Annotated in this window: 18 protein-coding genes; 8 read left to right on the forward strand and 10 right to left on the reverse strand. The window is 74.1% G+C overall.

Features of this window, described 5'->3' with window-relative positions; translation table 11 throughout:
- Positions 1-85 precede the first annotated feature (85 nt).
- Entirely contained in the window at positions 86-556 is a 471-nt protein-coding gene (locus ACGFZP_RS13825; protein WP_392931869.1) for an SPW repeat protein, read from the reverse strand.
- A 180-nt stretch (positions 557-736) separates the two neighbouring features.
- Here ACGFZP_RS13825 and ACGFZP_RS13830 point away from each other — a divergent pair, with 180 nt between their 5' ends.
- Positions 737-1,366: a PadR family transcriptional regulator gene (locus ACGFZP_RS13830; protein ID WP_392931871.1), complete on the forward strand. Its 630-nt coding sequence runs from the start codon at positions 737-739 to the stop codon at positions 1,364-1,366.
- A complete protein-coding gene (locus ACGFZP_RS13835; RefSeq protein ID WP_392931873.1) occupies positions 1,366-3,087 on the forward strand; it encodes an acyl-CoA dehydrogenase family protein in 1,722 nt (573 codons plus the stop codon). Before ACGFZP_RS13830 ends, ACGFZP_RS13835 begins: the two co-directional genes overlap by 1 nt.
- Positions 3,088-3,227: 140 nt before the next feature.
- Here ACGFZP_RS13835 and ACGFZP_RS13840 read toward each other — a convergent pair whose 3' ends face one another.
- From ACGFZP_RS13840 to ACGFZP_RS13850, 3 genes are all read right to left on the reverse strand, one after another.
- Entirely contained in the window at positions 3,228-4,580 is a 1,353-nt protein-coding gene (locus ACGFZP_RS13840) for a M28 family metallopeptidase (RefSeq protein ID WP_392931875.1), read from the reverse strand.
- Between the two features lie 208 nt (positions 4,581-4,788).
- A complete protein-coding gene (locus ACGFZP_RS13845; protein ID WP_392931876.1) occupies positions 4,789-7,074 on the reverse strand; it encodes a sensor histidine kinase in 2,286 nt (761 codons plus the stop codon).
- 175 nt (positions 7,075-7,249) lie between these two features.
- Positions 7,250-7,891 (reverse strand): response regulator, encoded by a 642-nt coding sequence (locus ACGFZP_RS13850; RefSeq protein WP_392932251.1) that lies wholly within the window; start codon positions 7,889-7,891, stop codon positions 7,250-7,252.
- Between the two features lie 379 nt (positions 7,892-8,270).
- Here ACGFZP_RS13850 and ACGFZP_RS13855 point away from each other — a divergent pair, with 379 nt between their 5' ends.
- On the forward strand, positions 8,271-10,520 hold the full coding sequence (locus ACGFZP_RS13855; protein WP_392931878.1) for an ATP-binding protein: 2,250 nt from the start codon (positions 8,271-8,273) through the stop codon (positions 10,518-10,520).
- Positions 10,521-10,606: 86 nt separating this feature from the next.
- Here the strand turns inward: ACGFZP_RS13855 and ACGFZP_RS13860 are convergent, their stop codons facing one another.
- From ACGFZP_RS13860 to ACGFZP_RS13885, 6 genes are all read right to left on the reverse strand, one after another.
- Positions 10,607-10,810, reverse strand: a complete 204-nt coding sequence (locus ACGFZP_RS13860) for a hypothetical protein (protein WP_392931880.1) — start codon at positions 10,808-10,810, stop codon at positions 10,607-10,609.
- A 194-nt stretch (positions 10,811-11,004) separates the two neighbouring features.
- Positions 11,005-11,781 carry a cupin domain-containing protein gene (locus ACGFZP_RS13865; RefSeq protein WP_392931882.1) on the reverse strand — a complete coding sequence of 259 codons (777 nt, stop codon included), beginning with the start codon at positions 11,779-11,781 and terminating at the stop codon, positions 11,005-11,007.
- 196 nt (positions 11,782-11,977) lie between these two features.
- Positions 11,978-12,388 (reverse strand): hypothetical protein, encoded by a 411-nt coding sequence (locus ACGFZP_RS13870; protein WP_392931884.1) that lies wholly within the window; start codon positions 12,386-12,388, stop codon positions 11,978-11,980.
- A complete protein-coding gene (locus tag ACGFZP_RS13875) occupies positions 12,385-12,813 on the reverse strand; it encodes a hypothetical protein (RefSeq protein WP_392931886.1) in 429 nt (142 codons plus the stop codon). The genes ACGFZP_RS13870 and ACGFZP_RS13875 overlap by 4 nt, the downstream gene beginning before the upstream one ends.
- 181 nt (positions 12,814-12,994) lie before the next feature.
- Positions 12,995-14,071, reverse strand: a complete 1,077-nt coding sequence (locus ACGFZP_RS13880; protein WP_392931888.1) for a hypothetical protein — start codon at positions 14,069-14,071, stop codon at positions 12,995-12,997.
- A 389-nt stretch (positions 14,072-14,460) separates the two neighbouring features.
- Positions 14,461-15,663 carry a sedoheptulose 7-phosphate cyclase gene (locus ACGFZP_RS13885; RefSeq protein ID WP_392931890.1) on the reverse strand — a complete coding sequence of 401 codons (1,203 nt, stop codon included), beginning with the start codon at positions 15,661-15,663 and terminating at the stop codon, positions 14,461-14,463.
- Positions 15,664-15,941: 278 nt separating this feature from the next.
- Between ACGFZP_RS13885 and ACGFZP_RS13890 the strand changes: the two genes are divergently transcribed.
- The 5 genes from ACGFZP_RS13890 to fahA all read left to right on the forward strand — a co-directional run bounded on the left by ACGFZP_RS13890 (position 15,942) and on the right by fahA (position 22,149).
- Positions 15,942-17,312 (forward strand): phosphoribosyltransferase family protein, encoded by a 1,371-nt coding sequence (locus ACGFZP_RS13890; RefSeq protein ID WP_392931892.1) that lies wholly within the window; start codon positions 15,942-15,944, stop codon positions 17,310-17,312.
- A gap of 274 nt (positions 17,313-17,586) precedes the next feature.
- Positions 17,587-18,801 (forward strand): 4-hydroxyphenylpyruvate dioxygenase, encoded by a 1,215-nt coding sequence (gene hppD / locus ACGFZP_RS13895; RefSeq protein WP_392931894.1) that lies wholly within the window; start codon positions 17,587-17,589, stop codon positions 18,799-18,801.
- 77 nt (positions 18,802-18,878) lie between these two features.
- Positions 18,879-20,078 carry a homogentisate 1,2-dioxygenase gene (locus tag ACGFZP_RS13900; protein ID WP_392931896.1) on the forward strand — a complete coding sequence of 400 codons (1,200 nt, stop codon included), beginning with the start codon at positions 18,879-18,881 and terminating at the stop codon, positions 20,076-20,078.
- Entirely contained in the window at positions 20,075-20,932 is an 858-nt protein-coding gene (locus ACGFZP_RS13905; protein ID WP_392931897.1) for a hypothetical protein, read from the forward strand. Before ACGFZP_RS13900 ends, ACGFZP_RS13905 begins: the two co-directional genes overlap by 4 nt.
- The gene (gene fahA / locus ACGFZP_RS13910) at positions 20,929-22,149 is read left to right on the forward strand and encodes a fumarylacetoacetase (protein WP_392931899.1); all 1,221 of its coding nucleotides are present in this window, start codon (positions 20,929-20,931) and stop codon (positions 22,147-22,149) included. The genes ACGFZP_RS13905 and fahA overlap by 4 nt, the downstream gene beginning before the upstream one ends.
- Positions 22,150-22,196: the final 47 nt, after the last annotated feature.

A 22,196-nucleotide genomic window follows, 5' to 3' on the forward strand; every position in this document is an offset into this window, starting at 1 on the left:
GCCGCCGGGGCGCGGAGGCGGCCTCGCCGCTCCGCGCCCCGGGTTCCGGACCGACCGGGGCTTCCCCGGGGGACGGCCCTTCGGGTCAGCCCTTCGCGCGACCTGCCTGGCCGCGTCGCATCGACGCTCCGTTCGACGTCATGGTGGCCATCGAGATCGCCGCGAGTCCGAGCAGGAACATCACGGCACCGGTGATCAGGCAGACCACGATGTTCTTGCCCCGGGCCACCTCACCGGAGATCACCCAGGGGGAGATGATCGTCCAGGCGCCGAGCACCGTCGCCGCCCATGCCCGGGCGTGGGTCCGCTCGTAGGCGGAGCCGTACCCGGCCATCAGCACGGTGTAGGCCAGGCCGACGATCAGGCAGGTGACGGTGAGCGTGCTGAAGGCGGTGAAGCCGACGATCCAGGGCGAGGCCGCCAGGAAGAGGCCGGCCAGGACGGCCAGGGCCTCGACGCCCTGGGCCCGCGGGGTCAGGGTGACCCGCTCGTAGCGCTCCCGTAGTTCGACGATGTCCGGATGATGCTCCATGCCCATCGGAATCTGGGTAGACACCGATACCACCTCCTAGGTCTGGCACATGGAAGGCGCTTGCCCATACCATTCTGGCGCCGTTCTGGCGTTTTGCACCATTTCGACCAGGAAGCTACCCTGTCCGCCACCCGCCGGTGAGCTGCGTCTCACCCGGGCCCGCGGCCATTGCCTATGCAACTCGTTGCATAGCAGGATGCGGGCATGGCACTGGAGCACGCGATCCTCGTCTCGCTGCTGGAGCAGCCCGGGTCGGGCTACGAGCTGGCCCGGCGCTTCGACCGCTCCATCGGACGCTTCTGGACCGCCACCCACCAGCAGATCTACCGGGTGCTGCGGCGGATGGAGGCGGCCGGCTGGATCGCGGCCGAGGAGGTCGCCCAGGACGGCCGGCCGGACAAGAAGGTGTACTCGGCGGCCGACCCGGGCCGGACCGCGCTGGCCGGCTGGCTGCGCGAGCCGGTCGAGGCGGAGACCGTCCGGCACGAGCTGGCGGTCAAGATCCGCGCTGCCGCCTTCGACGACCCGGCCGCGCTGATCTCCGAGGTCGAACGGCACCGCGAGGGCCACGCCGCCCTGCTGGCCCGCTATCTGCACGGCGAGCAGCGCGACTTCCCCGACCGGAGCCCCGTCGACGCCCCCGGCGTACCCGGCGCGCCCGACCGCGACCCGCCCGACGCCCGGCAGGAGCTGCAGCACGTGGTGCTGCGCGGCGGCATCGAGTACGAGCGGATGACCCTCGCCTGGCTGGACGACGTGCTCGCCACCCTGCACCGCCTCGCCGCCCGGAACCGCCCGGACGGCACCCCACCCTCGACCCCCGGGAGCCCGTGATGCTCTTCAACCCGCGTACCTACGACCCCGCGCAGTTCGACGAGCCGACCCGCCGGCTGCTGCGTGCGACCGTGGACTGGTTCGAGTCCCGCGGCAAGAAGGCGCTGATCGACACCTACATCGACCGCAGCTGGTACGGCGACTTCCTCGAATTCGCCGCGCGGGAGGGCCTGTTCGCCCAGTTCCTGACGCCCGCCTCGGCCGACCCCTCGGGCGACCCGGAGACCTCCGGCAAGCGCTGGGACACCGCGCGGATCGCCGAGCTGAACGAGATCCTCGGCTTCTACGGGCTCGGCTACTGGTACACCTGGCAGGTCACCATCCTCGGCCTCGGCCCGGTCTGGCAGAGCGAGAACGAGGCCGTCCGGGCCCGTGCCGCACAGCTGCTGACGGAGGGTCACGTGATGGCGTTCGGCCTCTCCGAGCGCAGCCACGGCGCCGACATCTACTCCACCGACATGATCCTCACCCCGGACGGCGAGGGCGGCTTCACCGCCACCGGCCCCAAGTACTACATCGGCAACGGCAACGTCGCCGGCCTGGTCTCGGTGTTCGGCCGCCGCTCGGACGTCGAGGGCCCGGAGGGCTACGTCTTCTTCGCCGCCGACAGCCGGCACGAGGCGTACCACCTGGTCAAGAACGTGGTGAACGCGCAGATGTACGTCAGCGAGTTCCGCCTGGAGGACTACCCGGTGCGCGCCGAGGACGTGCTGCACACCGGCAAGGCGGCCTTCGACGCGGCGCTGAACACCGTCAACGTCGGCAAGTTCAACCTCTGCACGGCGTCGGTCGGCATCTGCGAGCACGCGATGTACGAGGCCGTCACGCATGCCCACAACCGGGTGCTGTACGGCAAGAAGGTCACCGACTTCCCGCACGTGCGCCGGGAGTTGACGGACGCCTACGCCCGCCTGGTGGCGATGAAGCTGTTCAGCGACCGCGCCGTGGACTACTTCCGCACCGCCTCCCCCGAGGACCGGCGCTACCTGCTGTTCAACCCGATGACCAAGATGAAGGTCACCACCGAGGGCGAGAAGGTCATCGACCTGATGTGGGACGTCATCGCGGCCAAGGGCTTCGAGGCGGACACCTACTTCGACAAGGCGGCGAAGGACATCCGCGGCCTGCCGAAGCTGGAGGGCACCGTCCACGTCAACCTGGCGCTGATCCTCAAGTTCATGGGCAACTACCTGTTCAACCCGGCCGACTACGCGCCGGTGCCGACCCGGCTGGACGCCGCCGACGACGAGTTCCTGTTCCGCCAGGGCCCGGCGCGCGGCCTCGGCGCGATCCGCTTCCACAGCTGGCGCACCGCGTACGACGCGCACGCGCACGTCCCGAACGTCGCCCGCTTCCGCGAGCAGGCCGACGGCTTCTGCGAGCTGCTGCTCAAGCACGCGCCGAGCGCGGAGCAGCAGGCGGACCTGGACTTCCTGCTGGAGATCGGCCAGCTGTTCGCGCTGGTCGTCTACGGCCAGCTGGTGCTGGAGCAGGCCGCGCTGACCGGCCTGGAGGAGGAGGTGCTGGACCAGATCTTCGACGCGCTGGTCCGGGACTTCTCCGCGCACTCCACCGAGCTGCACGGCAAGGCCTCCACCTCGCCGGAGCAGGCGGCGTGGGCGCTGGCGCACGTGCGCCGCCCGGTCGCGGACGGCGAGCGCGCGGCCCGGGTGTGGGCGCGGGTCGAGGCGCTCTCGGGCGCCTACGAGATGCAGCCGTAGCGGGCGCGCGGCCCGATCGGACGGGGGTGCCGGCGGCGGCCGGCACCCCCTTTCCTTCCGTGTGGCCGGTTCGACCCGGTCAGCCGGTTCGGCCGGTCAGGTCCTTCCGGCCGGCCGGCCGGTGGTGGTCACCGGCCGGTTCAGAAGGTCAGCTTCCAGCTGTCGATGTAGCCGGTGTCCTGCCGACCGACGTCCTGGACCTTGAGCTTCCAGGTGCCGTTGGCCGGAACCGCCGACGCGTCCACCGAGTAGGTGGTGATCACGTTGGCGGCGGAGTCGCTGCCGCTGGAGTTCTTCAGCCGGAAGGTGGTGCCGTTCGGCGCCACCAGGTCGATCACCAGGTCGCCGCGCCAGGTGTGCTTGATGTCGACGCCCACCTGGAGGGCGGCCGGCGCGTTGCCGGTGCGCCCGGTCACCGCGTTGTCGGAGGTCACCGCCGCGCCGTAGTCCGGGATCTGGACGTCGTTGGTGTTCTCGAAGACCGTCCCGGTGGGCGGGGTGGTGGTGCCGGCCGAGAGCGTCCAGACCGCGTAGGCGATGGCGTCGCTCATCTTGTCCAGCGCCGCGTCGTTGATGTTGGCGCTGGTGTCGCAGGAGGAGTGGTAGCAGCGGTCGAACGGCTGGCCCGCCGTCCCGCCCCACTTGGCCGCCTGGGCACTGGTCTTGGTGTAGTCGGCGCCGCTGAACAGGCCGCCGACCCGGATGCCCGCGTCCTGGAACGGGGCGTGGTCGGAGCGGCCGTCGCCCTCGAAGTCCTGCTCGGTGCTGATGCCCAGGCCCGCGAAGTAGTCGCGGAACAGCGCGTCCAGCGCGGTGTCGTAGCGGTAGGTGAAGTAGCCCGGGTTGGGCGAGCCGATCATGTCGAAGTTCAGGTACGTCTCGATCTTCGAACGGTCGGCGGCCGGAAGGCTGTTGACGTAGTTCTTGGAGCCGACCATGCCGTACTCCTCGGCGCCCCACCAGCCGAACCGCAGGTGCTTGGTGGGCTGGAGGCCGGCGCGGGACACGGCCAGCGCGGTCTCCAGGATGCCGGCCGAGCCGGAGCCGTTGTCGTTGATGCCCGGACCGCCGGTGACGGAGTCCAGGTGGGCGCCGGCCATGATGACGTGCGAGGTGTCGCCGCCCGGCCAGTCGGCGATCAGGTTGTAGCCGGTCGAGCCGTTGTAACTGAAGGTCTTCAGCGCGGTGGTGAAACCAGCCGCGTCCAACTTGCCCTTGACGTAGTCGATCGACGCCTTGTAGCCGGCCCTGCCGTGGGCGCGGTTGCCGCCGTTGGCGGTGGCTATCGACTGCAGCTGGGCCAGGTGGGCCTTGACGTTGGCGACGGGGATGTCCGGGGCCGCGACCGCGCTCTGACGGGCTTCGGCGGGCGCGGGGGACGATGGGGCCGCGACGGCGGCGGGGGCGAACAGGGCGGCGGCGAGTGTGACGACCGCCCCGGTCGAGAGGGCGGATCGGCGCAGGCGGGATCGCCGCGGGGCGCGCTCGGTCAATGGAGGCTCCAGATTCTGGTGGGGCAGAACGGAAGCGCGGCACCTGGCGGCTGGGAGTCCGGGTGGGCCCCGGACCGGACTCCGGGCGTCCGGATTGGGGTCCGGCCCGGGGTCCGGATCGTGGTCCGGTGAAGTGAGGGGAACAGCTTCGGAGTTCACAGCCGCAAAGTTGACGCGACCATGATGATTGGGCCAAGTCCGGGTTCCGTCAAGAGGTCCACGAAGGACAGCCGGAACCATCCGTGGTCGCAGCGCCCGCTTCGGGCACGACCGGTGTCCGCGGGAGCACCGCCCGGATCAGCGCGCCGCCGTCCTGGTTGACGGCGCGGAAGCTGCCGCCCAACTCCTCGGCGCGGTCGGCCATCGAGCGCAGCCCGAGGCCCGCACCGGAGTGCCGCCCGCCGACCGCGTCCGTCTCCTGCGGGAACCCGCGGCCGTCGTCCCGGGCCTCGACCACCACCTCGCCCGGACGGACCCGCAGCGCCAACCGGGCCCGGGCGGCGCCCGAGTGGCGCAGCACGTTGTTCAACGCCTCGCCGCTGATCCGCAGCACCGCCACCTCGACGGCGGCCGGCAGGGCGGGCGGCGGATCGGGGTCGAGCTCCAGGGTGATCCGCACCTCGCGCCCGTCCAGCCCCGTGACCAGGCGGCGCAGCGCTCCCGCCAGCCCCTCGCCCGCGAGCGCGGCGGGCGCCAACCCCTCGGTGATCCGCCGCAGTTCGACGATCGCCTGGCCGATCCCGGCGGAGACCGCGCCCAGCGAGCGGGCGGCCGGGGAGTCCTCGGGGACGGCGGCCCGGGCGGTGTCGACACCGAGCCGCAGCCCGGACAGCGTCGGCCCGAGCCCGTCGTGCAGGTCGTGGCGCAGCCGGCGCCGCTCCTCCTCCCGGGCGAGGACGATCTGCCGCCGCCCGGCCTGGAGTTCCTCGTACATCCGCAGCGAGGCGATCGCGGGCGCGGCCTGGTCGGCGAGGAACCGCAGCACCTCGTGGTCCTGGGCGTCCAGGACGGGCTGGCCGGCCCGCGGCGGCGCGTACAGGTCGCCGATCACGGCGCCCTCGTAGCTGAGCGGGAAGACCTGGCTGTCGGGGCCGGTCGCGCCGACCGAGGCGAGTTCGTGCGGTCCGCCGCTGGTGTGCAGGACGACCCGGGCGCCGGGCAGGCCGAGGGCGTTGACCACGGTGTCGCAGAGCAGCGGCGGAGCGTCGGCCGGGCTGACCGCGCGGCTCAGCCGTTCGGCGAGCTCCCGCACCACCTGGTAGGGGCGGGCGCGGTCGCCGTAGTAGAACCGGTCGACGGCGCGCACCACCCAGCGGGTGGTCGGGCCGAGCAGTCCGCCGATGGCGAGGGCGCCGGCGGCGAGCAGTTGGGCGCCGGTGGTGCTGGCCTCGGGCAGGGCGTGGCGCAGCAGCAGAGCGATGCCGAGGTAGCCGGCGATCAGCAGGGCGGTGAGGGCGAGGACGCTGAGCATCCGGCGGGTGGCGCGGTCCAGGTAGCGGGAGCGGTCCCGGGTGAAGGCGTAGCCGACCGCGCCGAGCATCCACAGGGCCGAGCCGGTGAAGTAGACGGCGGCGGCGAGGCCCTCGGAACCGCCCAGCCTGGTCGCGGTGTTGGTGGTGATCAGCCAGACCAGGTAGGGCGCCAGAACGGCCGCGACGGCGCGGTTCGGCCCCGACGAGCGCCGCCAGCGGACGGCCGCCACGACGAGGCTGACGACGGCGAGGGCGGAGGACACGATGACGGTCTGGTTCTCGCCGAGCGCCAGCGCCTCGCCGGACAGCCCCCCGCCCAGGGGTCCGCTGCCTGCTGGGACCGGTACGTCGCCGATGTACGGGAGCGGTCGGCTCGCGCGGGCCGTGTAGGCGTGCAGACAGCTCCACACGGCGAGCGCGGTGAGGTACGGCGGGCCCCAGCGGCCGCCGGGCGGCCGGCCGTCCGGGAGCCAGAGCGGGAGCGCGATGGCGAGGAAGATGAACAGGGCCACCGAGCCGAACAGCAGGGCGGTCGCGAGGGCCTCCGCGACGGGCCCGGCGTCGGCGGCGGCCACCACGAACAGGGTGAAGCGGGACAGGCAGCCGCCGAGGCCGGCCGCGAGCATCAGCCGGCCGAGGCTGCGGCCGGGCGGGGCGGCGGGGTCGGGCGGAGCGGCGGGCCCGGGGCGGGTGGCGGTGCGGGGTTCCGCCGGGGGCTGGGCGGGGTGGTGGGAGAGGACGAGCAGGCCGGAGAGCGCGAAGCCGAAGCCGAGCAGGACGGTCTCGCCGTCGTAGGTGAAGTACGGGCTCGCCCAGGCGTCGTCGAGGTGGGTGAGGACCAGAAGCACCCAGCCGAGCCCGCTGAGCAGGGTCGCGACGCACACCCAGGCGGCCGGGGTGCCGGGCCAGGCGGCCGGGGCCGGTCCGCGCCCGGCGGGCAGGCGGAGGTCCGGGGCCCGCCCGGCCGACCCGGTGGGCCCGGTGGGCCCGGCCTGCCGGGATCGCCCGGTTCGCTCGCTCATCGCACCTCCCTCGTCCCTCGCGCCTCGCGCCTCGCGCCTCGCCCGTGCCTCGGGGTACCTCCGCGTACCGGCATCATCGGCGGCCCGCGGTCCCGGACGCCCGGGACCGCGGTCGGGTCCCGGCCCCGGGTCGGGGCGTCCTGGTGGGGGCTCCCGCCGGTGCCGGGCCCCGGGGTCAGCTGTCGCCGAGGCCCATGTCGCGGGCCCGGGCCACGGCCTCGGCGCGCGTCGCGACGTGCAGCTTCTCGAAGATGTGGGTGACGTGGTTGCGGACGGTCTTCTCCGCCACCACCAGCTCGCGGGCGATCCGGCGGTTGTCCAGGCCGCGCGCCACCAAGTCCAGCACCTCGGCCTCCCGCGCGGTGAGCGCCGGGAAGAGCTGCCCGGCCTCGCGCAGCCGGGCGCCCGCCAGCAGGGCGGTGATCCGGCCCGCCACGTCCGCGCCGAACACCGCGCCGCCGGCCGCGACCGTCCGCACCGCGTGCAGCACCTCCTCGCGCCCGGCGCCCTTGACCAGGTAGCCGCGCGCCCCCGCCTGGAGGGCGGCGAGCAGGCTGCCGTCGTCGTCGGCCATGGTCAGCATCAGCACCGGCGGGGCGGGCTGCCGCGAGGAGAGCAGCCGGGCGGCCTCCAACCCGGAGCCGTCCGGCAGCGAGAGGTCCATCACGACGACATCCGGGCCGGACCGGGCGACCGCCTCGGGCACCTCCGCGACCCGCTCGGCCTCGGCGACCACGGCGATGCCCTCGGCGCTCTCCAGCGCGGCCTTCAGGCCCTCCCGGAACAGGGGGTGGTCGTCGACGATCAGTACCCGCACGGCCGAGTCCTCCCGCGGGTCGACCCGCTGCTCGTCCGGTTGTTCAACCCGCTGCTCTTCATCCACCCGGCCGACACTACCAGCGATCGAGACGTGACTTAACGTGACGTGCTCCGGTGCCCGACCGGCCGGGGACCAGCCCTCCGGGCGCTCGCTCGGGCACTCGATCGGGTGCTCGGCCGAGTGGTCGGTCAAGCCGTCGAGCGGCGGTCGATCCGGGCCCGGCTTCCGGGCGTCCGGCCGGTCGTACGGGCTGCGGGACCGGACTTCGAGACCGCTGCCCCATGCGCCCGGGACAGCGGGCCGCCCACACTGGTAGCAGTGCCCGGCGAACGGCCGTCGGTGGACCACATCCCCCAGCCCGTTTCGAGGCGGTGCCATGACCACGGTGACCTCTCCCCGCCCCCGGACGCCCGCCCGCCCCCGGCGCTCCGACCCCGACCGCCGCGCCCGGCTCCAGCTCAGCGCGGCGGCCGCCGTCATGTCCCTGTGCCTGGCCCTCGCCACCCTGTGGACCTGCTACGTCCTCGCCCACCTGGGCGATCCCGAGGTGGCCCAGACCCGCGACCAACTGGCCGTCCTGGCCTACGCCCTGCCGACCGCCGGGGCGGGCATGCTGCTGCACGCGCACCGGCCCGGGAGCCCGCTCGGCTGGGTCATGCTGGCCTACGCCCTCGCGGCGATCCTGCCCAAGGCGGCGGCCGCACCGGTCTGGGTCGAGGTCACCGATCCGGGCATCGTGGGCGCGGTCACCGTGCTCAAGGCGGTCTGCGACACCGTCCGCGAGACGCTGTTCTTCGTGCTGCCGCTCTGGCTCCCGTCGGGGCGGCTGACCGACCGGCGGTGGTGGTGGTACATCGGCGCGGTCGCCCTCTGGGAGACCCCGGTCTACCTCTCCTACCTGGGCGAGAGCGAGCTCTTCGACCGCCCCAACCCGCTGGCGGACACCCCGCCCGCCCGGTTCCTGATGGCGGCCTACGACCGGCTCGGCGGCTACGACGACCAGGTGTTCTACGTCCTGGTCGGCATCGCGGCGGCCGTCCTGCTGACCCGGATGCTGCGCGCCGCGCCGAAGGCCCGGCCGCGCACCGGCCTGATGCTCGGTGCCTACCTGCTGTGGGCCGGGATGCAGGACTACTACACCCGCGCCCCGGCCGACGACCACTGGCTCGCCTACGGGCTGTTCGCCGCGGCCGGGGCGGTCTGGGCCGTCGCGATCGCCTACCTGGTCATCAAGGACGGCGGCTGGCGACTCGACCGGGCGGCCCGCCGGATCCTCAGCGGGCTGCTCCTCGCCACCGGGCTGACCACGCTGTTCGTCGTGTTCGCCACCGTACTGTCCAGTTGGCTGGTGCCCGGCCGGGGTGCGGCGGCGCTGCTCCTGATCGCGCTGGTCTTCGCCCTGGGCTCCGGCCTCCCCCGGTCCGCCCGGTGGGCCGTCGGGCTGGTCGACCGGCTGTACTACGGCGAACGCGCCCAGCCCTACCAGGTGCTGCGCACGCTGGCCGAACGGGTCCGGCAGGTCGTCGACCCGCAGCGGCTGCCGGCCGCGCTGTGCGCCACGGTGGCGCAGGAGCTGCGGCTGCCGGGCGTCGCCCTGACCGTCAGCACCCGGGCCGGACAGCGCCCACTGGCCGCGGTCGGGCGCCTGGACGGCCCGCGCCAGGACTTCGCGCTGGTCCACCACGGCACGGTGATCGGTGAGTTGACCGTCGGACTGCGCGCCGGCGAGGAGCGGCTGGACAGCAGCGACATGGACATCCTGCGCTCGCTGGCCGACCAGGCCTCGCCCGCCGTCGCCTCGCTCCGGCTGCAGGAGGACCTCCAGGCGAGCCGGGAGCAGATCGTCGCAGCGCGCGAGGAGGAGCGGCGCTGGCTGCGCCGGGACATCCACGACGGCCTCGGGCCGGCCCTGGCCGGACTGCGGCTGCGGGTCGACAACGCCGGTGCCGCGCTGGCCGCGCAGGCCCCGCTCTCGGGCACGCTGCGCGGCATCTCGGGCGACCTCGCGATGGCCATCAAGGAGGTCCGGCGGATCACCGACCGGCTGGGGCCCGCGCCGCTCGGCGAACTCGGGCTGGCCCGGGCGATCCAGCAGCTCAGCGCCACCTTCAACGGCGCGGGGCTGACCGTCACTGCGGAGCTGTCCCCCGATCCCCTGCCGGAGCTGCCGGCCGCCGTCGAGGTGGCCGTGTACCGGATCACCGCCGAGGCCCTCAACAACGTGTTGCGGCATGCCCGGGCCCATTCCGCCCAGGTCCGTGTCCAGGTGCAGCGCGACACGCTGACCCTCGTCGTCCAGGACGACGGGATCGGGTACCGCGGGCTGTCGGCGGGCGACCCGGCGGAGGCGGGCGGTGCTGGTACTGCGGGCACTGGGGGCAGTGCGGGTGTTGCGGGTACTGCGGGCGAGGTGGTCGAGGGGGTCGAGGGGGCTGAGAGGGCCGAGGCTGCCCGCGGCGGCGGGGCGGTCGCGGCCGGGACGGACGCGGGCGGCGGGGTCGGACTGCGCTCGATGTCGGACCGGGCTGCCGAGATCGGCGGCCGCTGCACCGTCGGGCCGCTGGAACACGGCACCCGGGTGCTCGCCGTACTGCCCCGCTATCCGTCGCACCCCGCCCGGGAGTGACGGCCTCGGGCGGTCCCGCGCCGCCCCATGGCCTGCCCCCGGCACCGGGGTGGTGTCGGGGGCAGGCCTGGTGAGGGGGTCGGGCTTCAGTGGCAGTTCTTCTCGCCGACGTCGCACTTTCTCGGTTCGTCCGCGCCAGGCGGTGCCACCAGGCCGGTGCCCGGGGACCCGTCGGCGCAGGCCGACCTGACGGCGCCGGCGATCGCGCTCCTGAGTGCGAGGCCCGCTGTGGCGACGCCGACGACCAGCGAGGCCATCCGAACTGCCTTGGTCGTTGTACTGGTTGTCATGGAAATCACTCCAGATCTTCCGAGTGGTCGAACCGATCGGCCGTTCTTCCTTCACTCTGCGCGGGGGCCCGCCCCGGGCGCATGGGCCCGCCGTCCCGTTCCGGTCCCAAAGGCGGGTGCGAAGGCCGTGGCCGGCTGATGCCGGTGGCGGTCACGGTGCCGGGCGGCGGAGGCCAGGTGGTTCGCGGTGCTCATCAGGCGGCCCCGGGGAGGGCAGGGCGCAGCTGGTAGCCGGCCCGTTCCAGGCTCGGGGCGCCCAGGTAGCCGTGCAGGGCGGTGGCCGGACCGGCCCGGTCGGTCTGGAAGCCGTGCCACTCGCCCGCCGGGAGGTAGACCAGGTCCCCACGGGAGAGGTGGGGTCCGCCCGTTGCGGTGAGGTGCCGCCCACCGCCCGAGACGAGCAGGAAGAACTCGTCCGCCGCCGCGTGCCGGTGCAGGTCGTGGCTGCCGCCCGAGGCGAAGGTGGAGGCCGCGACGGTGATCCGTCGGGCGCCCACCGTCTCCGCACTGGCCAGCCAGTGCACGCCCGTTCCGGCCGAACCCGGGACGGCGGCTCCCTCGGCGGCGCCGCCACCGGGGGGCGGCGCCAGCGGGACGGCGTACGGCCGGGGCGTTTCCGGCCGCGCCGTCGGCAACGGCGTCGGCGTCCGTAGGGGCGACCCGGTGCCGGGTCTCGGCCGGGCGGTGAGGATGGCGGCCGGTGCACCCGGCAGTGCGGTGAGACCGCCGGCACTGCCCGGCGGGTGGTAGAGGCCTTCACCGGGACCAAGGATCCGCCCGGCCGAGCGGATCCGCCCGGAGAGCACGACGGTCACCGACTCGGCCACGCGGGAGGGGTGTTGTTCGATCCGCACGCCGGGTGGCAGGGTCTCGACGATCAGTCCGCCGTGCGCGGACGGCAGGAGTTCCGGGTCGATCAGCCGACGGAACGCGGGTGCCGTGCCGGGCACGGCGGCGGGTACGAGGATCATCACGTCACGCTTCCTGGGGCGTCTGAGGAATCGGGGGTCGGAGGCGTCGGAGGGGGCCTGGGCGGAGCACTGCGGCCGTTCGCGGGCAGCCGGAACGGCCGCGGACCCGTCGGGCCCGGGCGCCCCCGGTCGGGGCGCCCGGGCCGGGGGTTCACGGGCAGTGGGTTCACGGGCCGGGGGTTCACGGGCAGTGGGTTCACGGGCGGGTACGCCGCTCGGCGCGGCGCCGGGCCAGGGCGTCCCTCGTCCCTGCGGCCCGGCGCGCGGCGGCGAGCGTGAGGCAGAGCAGCTCGGCGCCCAGCGGTCCTGCGTCCAGTCGGAGCGGGTGGCCGCGCCGGGCCAGCAGGAGGTCGCCCTCGGATGCCAGGTACTCCGGCTCGTCGGCCACCTCACCGGCCAGCACGGCTCCGCGCAGGACGTAGACCACGCTCTCGGCGTCGTCGCGCCCCGGCAGGACGTGGTGGGCGCCGGGGCTGAGCCGCAACTGGTCGAAGGACTCGCAGGCGCTGGCGACCATGGACTGCCGCGCGAGGCAGCGGACGCGGACGCGCTCCCCGTGCGGGCCGAGGATGACGGCGGCCGAGCCGGAGTCGGTGGTGACGATCATCGTGAATCGCCTTCTTCGGGAGTCTGCGGGGTCGAGGGGTTCTGCGGCGTCGGGGGAACGGCGAGGATGGCGTGGAAGTACTCCAACCCCGCCGTCCCGGCGGTCAGGACGGTGCGGGTGCCGAGCGGCAGCGTCAGGGCGGTGCCCTCCATCAGCGGGATGCTGTCGGCGGCCTCCTCCTGGTCGGCGGGGCCGCCCAGACCTGCGGCGTCGGCGGCGTCGGGGTCGGGGTCGGGGTCGGGTACGGAGGCCGTGCCCGAGCCGGCGGTGAGGTACAGGGCGTGCTCGATGCCGTCGGAGGCGACTTCGGTACTGCGGCCCGGGTCGAGCCGCTGCAGACCGACGGCGCGCAGCGGTCCGGTGAGCACTCGGCCGGGGTCGACGGCGCCGCGTCGGCGGAGGTCGGTGATGACGGTCCCGGTCATGGCGGGGGCTCCTTCTGCTTCTGCTGCTGCTCGGGTTGCTCGGCTTGTGCTGGTCTGCGGCCCTTCCGGGTCCGCTTCTGAGTCCACGGTGCGGCGCCTGCCGTCCCGGCCACACGGGGACCGGGTCCCGTCCTGATCCCGGCCACCGCCCGGCCACCGCCCGGACGGGGCGCGGCGGCAGTCAGACCGTCACGGGCACGGACGCGGGCACAGGCCGCGGTGCGGGGAAGATGCTGCGGGCGGCGGACGCCCGGGCCGGACCGTCGACGGCGGCGCGAAGTACCGGGTCGGCCACCGGGGTCAGCAGCAGGCCGTCGGCGCAGCGCGGGCGGCCGAGGCCGCCGAGCAGCAGCAGGCCGGGCTCGGCGGCCGTGTGCAGGGCGTCCACCAGGGCGGTGGTGTCCCACTCGGCCGGGAGCGCGGTCGCGCTGCCGTTGCGGGCCAGCAGCTCGCAGTGGGCCCGGGCGTCGGCGCTGTCCAACAGCCCGAGCCGCACCGCGATCCGGGCCGCCAGCAGCAGTCCGAGTCCGTCGGCGTCGCCGGGGGCGAGCGCGGGACCGTCAGGGGTGTCCCCACCGCCGGTTACGCGCCGGACGGCCTCGCCGAGGCTCCGGCCGTAGAGCAGGGCCAGCGCCGGGCCGGTCTCGTACGGGTCGAAGCAGACCAGGGTGGCCCGGGCGTCCGCGCAGATGGCGAGGAAGGCGCAGAGCGCGCGCTCGGAGTAACGGGCGTCGGGGCGCAGCGCGTTGGCGAGGGACTCGTACAGGGCCGGACAGACGGCCAGGACGTGCCGGATCACGGTGACCATCCCGGCGCGGGTCTCCGGGGCTGGCCGGTCGGCCAGGAGGTCGCTGCGGACCCAGACCAGCACGGGTTCGGGGTGTTCCGGGGCGGGGCGGCGCATCGACAGGGCGGGCCCGCACGCGGCGGCGAGGGTGGTCGGCAGCCGGACCTGGGCGGCGATGCCGCCGGCCTGCTCGCCGCCGAGGGCGATCACGACCGTCCGGCCGTCCGTGGGCCGGGTCGGCCTCCGCCAGTCCTGCACGGTGGTGGGCGCCTGGGCGGTCGCGAGTGTGCGGACGTGGGCGAGGTAGGCGGCGGGCGCGGCACCGTCGGTGGCGATGACGAACCGGTCGGCGTGGAACCCGGCGAGGTGGTCGGCGAGTTCCTGCCAGCAGGATTCGCCGCTGCGCACCAGCAGGCTGAGGTACGAGGCTCCGGCCTGGATGCGCCGTTCGAAACCGACACTGGGGGTCATGGCGGTCCTCCTCCCGCTTCCGACCACCCACGATGGGCGGCCCGACGCCCCGGGCACCTGAGCCGCGGTGCCCGAGTCCACCCCTGCGGTTCCTGGGTCCCGCGGGGGGACGGGGGTCGGAGGGGGACGGGCGGCCGGGCAGGCGCCGCGTGCCCCGGCGCCGATCGGCGCCGGGGCACGGGGAGGAGGAGGGTGGCACGCGGCGCCGTTGTCGCGATGACGGATTTCACCATCCGTCATCCGTCATCCGTCAGCTGTCAGCTGCCATCCGCTGTCCGTCAGCTGCCAGCCGCCGCCTCGGTGGCGGCGCCGGAGGCCGGGGAGGCGCGGCCGCCGGCCGGGCAGGGTGGGTCAGCGCAGGCACGTCCGCACCCCCAGGGCCGACCGGGCTACGCACGGACCCCGCCCGCCGCCCGCTCCTCGGCCGCCCAGTTCCTCAACTCACTTGCAGAGTCCGCCAACTCACTGATCGTCAGATCACTGACGAACACCCCTCGTCCGAGTCCCGAAGGCAGCGGAAGCCGCCGGCCCTCGCGGTGGCGGGCGGTGTCGGCCAGCGCCTCGCCGAGCGTGAGCGGTTCGATCAGCGGGTGCCAGACCGGGAGTTCGAGCCGTCGCATCAGCCGGAGGATGCGTTCGCCCTGCCCCGCGTCGAGCAGTCCGCGCCGCCGGGCGAGCACGGTGGTGAGCGCCATGTCGACGCAGACGGCCTCACCGTGCAGCAGTTCGGGCAGGGCGCGCATCTCGACCGTCGGGCTGAACGAGTGCCCGTAGTCCGTCAGGCGCTCCGGGCGGTGCTCCCTGGGATCGGGCCGGAGCTCCCGGAGCATTCCGTGCACCGCCCGGGTGAGGACCTCGGCACCCGGGCACCGGTCCTGGAACCGCCCGTCGAGCAGGACCGGGCCGTGGCGTTCCAGCAGTTCGAACAGCCGCCGGTCCTTGATCAGCGCGACCTTGAGGATCTCGGCGAGCCCGTTGCCGATGTGCCGTCGGTCGAGGGTGGCGAGGAACGCCGGGTCGAGCAGCGTCTCGGCGGCCGGGCGGTAGGGGCCGATCCGGTTCCCGCGCCGGCCGTGGTCGGCGGCGCCGGCCATCGCCCCGACGCCAGCGTCGAGCAGTCCGGTCAGCGTGGTGGGCACCCGGACGAACGGGGTGGCGCGCCGGTAGAGGCTGCAGGCTAGGCCGACGATGTCGGTCAGGACGCCCCCGCCGATCGCGATGACCGGGTCGCCGCGGCGGGAGACGCCGACGTACTCCATCCGGTCGGCGACCCGGAACACCGAGTCCATGGTCTTCAGTTGCTCGTGGGCGAGCAGGACCAGGACCTCGTAGTCGATGCCGCGGCCGGCCAGGTAGGCGTGGATCCGGCGGCCGTAGAGCTCGTAGACGCGGGCTTCGACGACCACCAGGCGAGGCCCGGGCGGTCCTCCGGCGCGGGCCAGCGCGGGGTCGGCCGGGTCCAGCAGGTCGGGGGTGAAGCGCACCCGGTGGCGGGCGGGGGGCACGGTGGCGACGGCCCGGCCGGTGCACGGCGCCCCCGTAGCGGGCAGGCCGTGGACGGCGGGGCGGTGGTGGCGCTGGGGAACGGACACGGGTGCTCCTCGGGGTGTCGGGACGGGCGCGGACCTTCCGGCACCGGGTGGGGCACCCGGCCGGCAGGTCCCACCCTCCGGTGCCCGGTGTCCCGGGCACACGGGCACCGGGTCTCGCCCACGTCCCGGACCGCGTCCCGGCCTATGCGCAACCGGCGTCCCGGCCCGCCCCGCACCGCGGCTCCGTACCGCGTCCGAGGCATCGCCCCGGGATCCCGGAGCGGGGACCCGGCCCCCCGCCACCCGACCGACGTACGGTGGAACCCGGAGGCCGTGCCATGCATGTCACCGGGACCGGGTTCACCGACCGTACCGACGCGGGCCGCCGACTGGCCGCCCGCCTGGAGCACCTGCGCGGCGCCGACACCGTGGTCGTCGCCCTGCCGCGCGGGGGCGTCCCGGTGGCCGCCGAGGTGGCGGCCGCGCTCGGCGCCCCGCTCGACATCTGCGTGATCCGCAAACTCGGCGTGCCGTACCAGCCCGAGCTGGGCATGGGGGCGATCGGCGAGGACGGCGTCCGGGTGCTCAACGACCACGTCCTGCGCATCGCCGGCGTCACCGCCGACCAGCTGGCCCGCGTCGAGGAGCAGGAGCGGGCCGAGCTCGACCGCCGGGCCCGCCGCTACCGGGGCGACCGGCCGCGCGCCGACCTGCGCGGGTGCACGGTGGTCGTGGTCGACGACGGCATCGCCACCGGTTCCACCGCCCGGGCGGCCTGCCGGATCGTCCGGGCCCGGGGGGCGGCGCGGGTGGTCCTGGCCGTGCCGGTGGCGCCGCCCGACTGGACCGACCGGCTCGCCGAGGTCGCCGACGAGCTGGTCTGCGTGCTCACGCCCTCGCCGTTCTACGCGATCGGCGAGTTCTACGCCGACTTCTCGCAGACCGGCGACGACGAGGTCCTGCGGATCCTCGCCGAGGCGCGCGGCGAGGATGCGGCCGGCGCGGGGCTCGTGGCCGTCCCCGTCGACCGTGAGGTGGCCCTGCCCGCCGACGGGGTCCGGCTGGCGGGCCGGCTGACCGTACCGGCCGACGCGCGCGGCCTCGTGGTGTTCGCGCACGGCAGCGGCAGCAGCCGCCACAGCCCGCGCAACCGCCACGTGGCCACCGGGCTCAACCGGTCCGGCCTGGCGACCCTGCTGTTCGACCTGCTCACCGAGGCCGAGGAGCCGGACCGGCGCAACGTGTTCGACGTGGAGCTGCTGGGCTCCCGCCTGACCGCCGTGACCGACCTGCTCGCCGACCAGCCTGCCGAACGGCGCGCCGGCCGAGGCGGCCCCGCCGACCCGCCTGCCGACCTCCCGCCCGGCCTCCCCCTCGGCCTCTTCGGCGCCAGCACCGGCGCCGCCGCCGCACTCTGGGCGGCCGCCCGGCTGGGCGACGGCGTGGCCGCCGTGGTCTCCCGCGGCGGGCGCCCCGACCTCGCCGGGGCCGAGCTGCTGGCCGAGGTCACCGCGCCGACCCTGCTGATCGTCGGCGCCCGGGACACCACCGTGATCGACCTGAACCGGCAGGCGCGGGCCCGGCTGCGCTGCGAGAGTGAACTCGCGGTGGTGCCGCACGCGGGGCACCTGTTCGAGGAGCCGGGCGCCCTGGACCGGGTCGCCGATCTGGCCCGCGACTGGTTCCTGTCGCATCTGCGGCACCCGTGAGGCCCACGCGCCCGCCGGCCCCGGACCCGCGCCCGGCCACCGGGAGCGTCCGCCGCACCGACCTGCGGAACCACCCGGTCCGGCAGCACAATTTGTTCAGCCGACTCGGGGATTTTCTGATCACCTTGTACACATTGAACAGTGAAATCCCGACCTGTTGCCCAACCACCCCGACAGGAGCAAGCTCTCCGCTCAGCCGCCCCGCCCACCCCTGCGGCGCGGCCGCCTCAAGCGGATGCCTCAATGCCGAGGCCTCAATGTGGAGGAACGACCGATGACCCCGCAGACCCACGCCCTTGAGCTGACCCCCGAGGAACGCGAGGCCGGTCTCGACGCCGAACAGCTGCGCCGCCTCGTCGGCCTCGTCGAGCACGACCCCGCCACGGACCCGTTCCCTGTCATCGCACAGGACGCGATCGTGTTCGTCGTGGGCAACGCCACCCAGACGGCCCACTTCTACCAGGCCGTGTTCGGCATGGAGCTGGTCGCCTACTCCGGTCCGGAGACCGGCCGGCGCGACCGCAAGGCCTTCGTGCTGCGGTCCGGCTCCTGCCGCTTCGTGATCAAGGGCGGCGTCTCCCCGGAGAGCCCGCTGCTGGACCACCACCGCCGGCACGGCGACGGCGTCGTCGACCTGGCGCTCGAGGTGCCGGACGTCGACAAGTGCATCGCGCACGCCCGCGCCCAGGGCGCCATCGTGCTGGAGGAGCCGAACGACGTCTCCGACGAGCACGGCACCGTGCGCCGCGCGGCCATCGCCACCTACGGCGAGACCCGGCACACCCTGGTCGACCGCTCCCGCTACCACGGCCCCTACCTGCCGGGCTTCGTGGCCGCCCAGACCCGGGTGACCCGCCCGGCCGGGCAGCCGAAGCGGCTGTTCCAGGCGCTGGACCACGCGGTCGGCAACGTCGAGCTCGGCCGGATGGACGAGTGGGTCGGCTTCTACAACCGCGTCATGGGCTTCGTGAACATGGCCGAGTTCGTCGGCGACGACATCGCCACCGAGTACTCCGCGCTGATGTCCAAGGTCGTCGCCAGCGGCAACCACCGGGTGAAGTTCCCGCTCAACGAGCCGGCCGTCGCCAAGAAGAAGTCGCAGATCGACGAGTACCTGGAGTTCTACGGCGGCCCCGGCTGCCAGCACCTGGCGCTCGCCACCAACGACATCCTCAGCACGGTCGACATCCTGCGCGCCAACGGCGTGGAGTTCCTCTCCACCCCCGACTCGTACTACGACGACCCGGAGCTGCGCGCCCGGATCGGCAAGGTCCGCGTCGACGTCGAGGAGCTGAAGAAGCGCGGCATCCTGGTCGACCGCGACGAGGACGGCTACCTGCTGCAGATCTTCACCAAGCCGCAGGGCGACCGGCCGACCGTGTTCTTCGAGTTCATCGAGCGGCATGGCTCGCTCGGCTTCGGGAAGGGCAACTTCAAGGCGCTCTTCGAATCCCTGGAGCGCGAGCAGGACCGTCGCGGCAACCTCTGATCGACACCCCTGATCGGAGCGCACCCGGCGGCGGACCAGACGGGTCAGTCGGCGAACGGCCCAGGAGGAGCAGGACGATGGCGCACTACCGGCAGCTGGGCAGCATCCCGCCCAAGCGGCACACGCAGCACCGCACACCCGAAGGCGGTCTGTACTACGAGGAGTTGATGGGCGAGGAGGGGTTCTCCTCGGACTCCTCGCTGCTCTACCACCGGGGCATCCCCTCGGCCGTCGTGGACGCGGTGCCGTGGGAGCTCCCGGACCAGTCCACGGTGCCCAACCATCCCCTGCTCCCCCGCCACCTGAAACTGCACGAGCTGTTCGCGGGCGAGGAGTGGAAGTCAACGGACGTGGTCGGCGGCCGCCGGCTGGTCCTCGGCAACGGCGACGTGCGGATCTCGTACGTCGCCGCCGGGGCCCCGAGCGAGCTGTACCGCAACGGGCTCGGCGACGAGTGCGTGTACGTGGAGTCCGGCTCGGGCACCGTCGAGACGGTGTTCGGCACGCTGGAGGTCGGCCAGGGCGACTACGTGCTCATCCCCCGGGCCACCACGCACCGCTGGGTGCCCTCCGGTGACGGGCCGCTGCGCGCCTACTGCATCGAGGCGAACAGCCACATCACCCCGGTGAAGCGCTTCCTCTCCAAGTACGGGCAGCTGCTGGAGCACGCGCCGTACTGCGAGCGGGACCTGCGCGGCCCGTCCGGTCCGCTGCTGGTCGACGGCGAGGACGTCGACGTCCTGGTCAAGCACCGCGGCCCGAACGGCGTCGCGGGCACCCGCTACACCGTGCCGCACCACCCGTTCGACGTGGTCGGCTGGGACGGCTGCCTGTACCCGTACGTCTTCAACATCGGCGACTACGAGCCGATCACCGGCCGGATCCACCAGCCGCCGCCGGCCCACCAGGTGTTCGAGGGCAACGGGTTCGTCATCTGCAACTTCGTGCCGCGCAAGGTGGACTACCACCCGCTGTCGATCCCGGTGCCCTACTACCACTCCAACGTGGACAGCGACGAGGTCATGTTCTACTGCGGCGGCGACTACGCGGCCCGCAAGGGCTCGGGCATCGCCCAGGGTTCGATCTCGCTGCACCCCGGCGGCCACACCCACGGTCCGCAGCCGGGCGCGTACGAGCGCAGCATCGGCGCCGAGTTCTTCGACGAGCTCGCCGTGATGGTGGACACCTTCCGTCCGCTGGAGCTGGGCGAGGGCGGCCGGGCCAGCGAGGACGGCAACTACGCGTGGACCTGGGCGGGCCGGGGGCCGAAGCGATGAGCCGCATTCCCGCGCTCTTCCAGGGCCTCTTCGACGACGCGGCGGTGTTCCCGCCGGGGAACCTGCCGGTCGCCGAGGCGGTGCCCGCCCACCGCGTGCACCGCTCCGCCTGGTACGCCGAGGCGGTCGGCCCGCTCCTCTGCGGGGCGGGCCGGCTGGGCGAGCTGGCCGGAGCCGCCGGGGCGGCCGACCCGGTTCTCCGGGTCGGGCTCGTGCTGCCGGGGGGCAGCGCGGAGCTCGGCCCGGCGTTGGCGGCCGCCGCGCCGTTCGAGATCGCCGGCGTCGAACTGGCCACCCGCGACGCCCGCGAGGCCGTCGCCGCACTCGACCTGCTGCTACCGCCGGACGTTCCGGCCGCCGTCGAGCTGCCGCGCGAACTCCTGCGCGGCGACGGGCTGGACGAGGTGCTGGACGTCCTCGTCGACAGCCCCTACCGGGCGAAGTTCCGCACCGGCGGGCTGGTCGCGGGCGCCTTCCCGGACGAGCAGGAGCTGGCCGCCTTCCTCACCGGCTGCGCCCAGCGCGGCCTGCCGTACAAGTGCACCGCCGGCCTGCACAACGCCGTCCGGCACACCGACCCGGTCACCGGCTTCGAGCACCACGGCTTCCTGAACGTCCTGCTGGCCGCGCTCGCCACCGACCGGACGGCCGCCGCCGAGGTGCTCGCGGAGCGCTCCGGCGAGGTCCTCGCCAAGGCGGTCGGCGAACTGACCGGGCATCAGGTTACGGTGATCAGGAACTCGTTCACCGCGTTCGGCACCTGCAGCATCGCCGAGCCGCTGGACGACCTGGCCGGACTCGGCCTGCTGCCCCCCAGTTCACCGCACCAGCCCCCGTCCCAGGAGGACCGTTGACCACCCCCCGCAGCTGGCTCGCCACCGCGCAGGACTCGCCGTTCGGCGTGCACAACCTGCCGTACGGCGTCTTCACCGCAGCCGACCGGCCGGGCCGGCGGCGCATCGGCGTGCGCATCGGCGACTTCGTCCTCGACGCCGGGGCCGCCGCCCGCGCCGCCGGGTCGCCGTCCGTCCTGCTGGACGCCGAGACCCTCAACCCGCTGCTCGGCGCGGGCCGTCCGGTGTGGACCGAGGTCCGCGCGGAGCTCACCCGGTGGCTCACCGACGAGTCGTACCGGGACGCCGTCTCGCCGCTGCTGGTGCCGCTGGCCGAGGTGGAGCTGCACCTGCCGTTCGAGGTGGCCGACTACGTCGACTTCTACTCCTCCGAGCACCACGCCACCAACCTGGGCCGGATCTTCCGCCCCGGTGTGGAGCCGCTCACCCCCAACTGGAAGCACCTGCCGATCGGTTACCACGGCCGGGCCGGGACGGTCGTCGTCTCCGGCACCCCCGTCGTCCGGCCGCAGGGGCAGCGCAAGGCGCCCGCCGAGGCCGTGCCGTCCTTCGGTCCGACCCGCCGGCTGGACATCGAGGCCGAGGTCGGCTTCGTCGTCGGCGCCCCGTCCGCGCTCGGCACGCCCGTCACCCTGGACGACTTCCGCACGCACGTGTTCGGCGTCTGCCTGGTCAACGACTGGTCCGCACGCGACATCCAGGCCTGGGAGTACGTGCCGCTCGGCCCGTTCCTCGGCAAGTCCTTCGCGACCTCGCTCTCGCCGTGGATCGTTCCGCTGGACGCCCTGGAGCACGCCCGGGTCAGCCCGCCCGCCCGGGACGTCGAACCGCTCCCCTACCTGGACGACCGGGGCGGCGAACCCTGGGGCCTGGACCTCGCGTTGGAGGTCGGCCTGAACGGGCACACGATCTCCCGCCCGCCGTTCGCCTCGATGTACTGGACGGCCGCGCAGCAGCTCGCCCACATGACGGCCAACGGCGCGTCGCTGCGCACCGGCGACCTGTTCGCCTCCGGCACCGTCAGCGGCCCCGAGCGCGAGGCCAGGGGCGCGCTGATCGAGCTCACCTGGAACGGCGAGGAGCCGCTCAAGCTGCCCGACGGCACCACCCGCACCTTCCTGGAGGACGGCGACGAGGTCACCATCACCGCCACCGCCCCGGGCCCCGACGGCAGCCTCGTCGGCTTCGGCGAGGTCGTCGGCCGCGTGACGCCGTAGCAGTCCCGCAGGCCCGACCGCTCGGACCGCGTCGGCAGGTGTGACCA

This window comes from Kitasatospora sp. NPDC048239 (assembly GCF_043202015.1).
Taxonomy (GTDB): domain Bacteria; phylum Actinomycetota; class Actinomycetes; order Streptomycetales; family Streptomycetaceae; genus Kitasatospora.

Coding starts and splice junctions, on each gene's coding strand:
- ACGFZP_RS13845 (WP_392931876.1), bottom strand. CDS start 7,074: ATGAGCGAGCGAACCGGGCGATCCCGGCAGGCCGGGCCCACCGGGCCC.
- ACGFZP_RS13870 (WP_392931884.1), bottom strand. CDS start 12,388: ATGATCGTCACCACCGACTCCGGCTCGGCCGCCGTCATCCTCGGCCCG.
- ACGFZP_RS13875 (WP_392931886.1), bottom strand. CDS start 12,813: ATGACCGGGACCGTCATCACCGACCTCCGCCGACGCGGCGCCGTCGAC.
- ACGFZP_RS13855 (WP_392931878.1), top strand. CDS start 8,271: ATGACCACGGTGACCTCTCCCCGCCCCCGGACGCCCGCCCGCCCCCGG.
- ACGFZP_RS13890 (WP_392931892.1), top strand. CDS start 15,942: ATGCATGTCACCGGGACCGGGTTCACCGACCGTACCGACGCGGGCCGC.
- ACGFZP_RS13830 (WP_392931871.1), top strand. CDS start 737: ATGGCACTGGAGCACGCGATCCTCGTCTCGCTGCTGGAGCAGCCCGGG.
- ACGFZP_RS13900 (WP_392931896.1), top strand. CDS start 18,879: ATGGCGCACTACCGGCAGCTGGGCAGCATCCCGCCCAAGCGGCACACG.
- ACGFZP_RS13860 (WP_392931880.1), bottom strand. CDS start 10,810: ATGACAACCAGTACAACGACCAAGGCAGTTCGGATGGCCTCGCTGGTC.
- hppD (WP_392931894.1), top strand. CDS start 17,587: ATGACCCCGCAGACCCACGCCCTTGAGCTGACCCCCGAGGAACGCGAG.
- ACGFZP_RS13835 (WP_392931873.1), top strand. CDS start 1,366: ATGCTCTTCAACCCGCGTACCTACGACCCCGCGCAGTTCGACGAGCCG.
- ACGFZP_RS13905 (WP_392931897.1), top strand. CDS start 20,075: ATGAGCCGCATTCCCGCGCTCTTCCAGGGCCTCTTCGACGACGCGGCG.
- ACGFZP_RS13880 (WP_392931888.1), bottom strand. CDS start 14,071: ATGACCCCCAGTGTCGGTTTCGAACGGCGCATCCAGGCCGGAGCCTCG.
- ACGFZP_RS13865 (WP_392931882.1), bottom strand. CDS start 11,781: ATGATCCTCGTACCCGCCGCCGTGCCCGGCACGGCACCCGCGTTCCGT.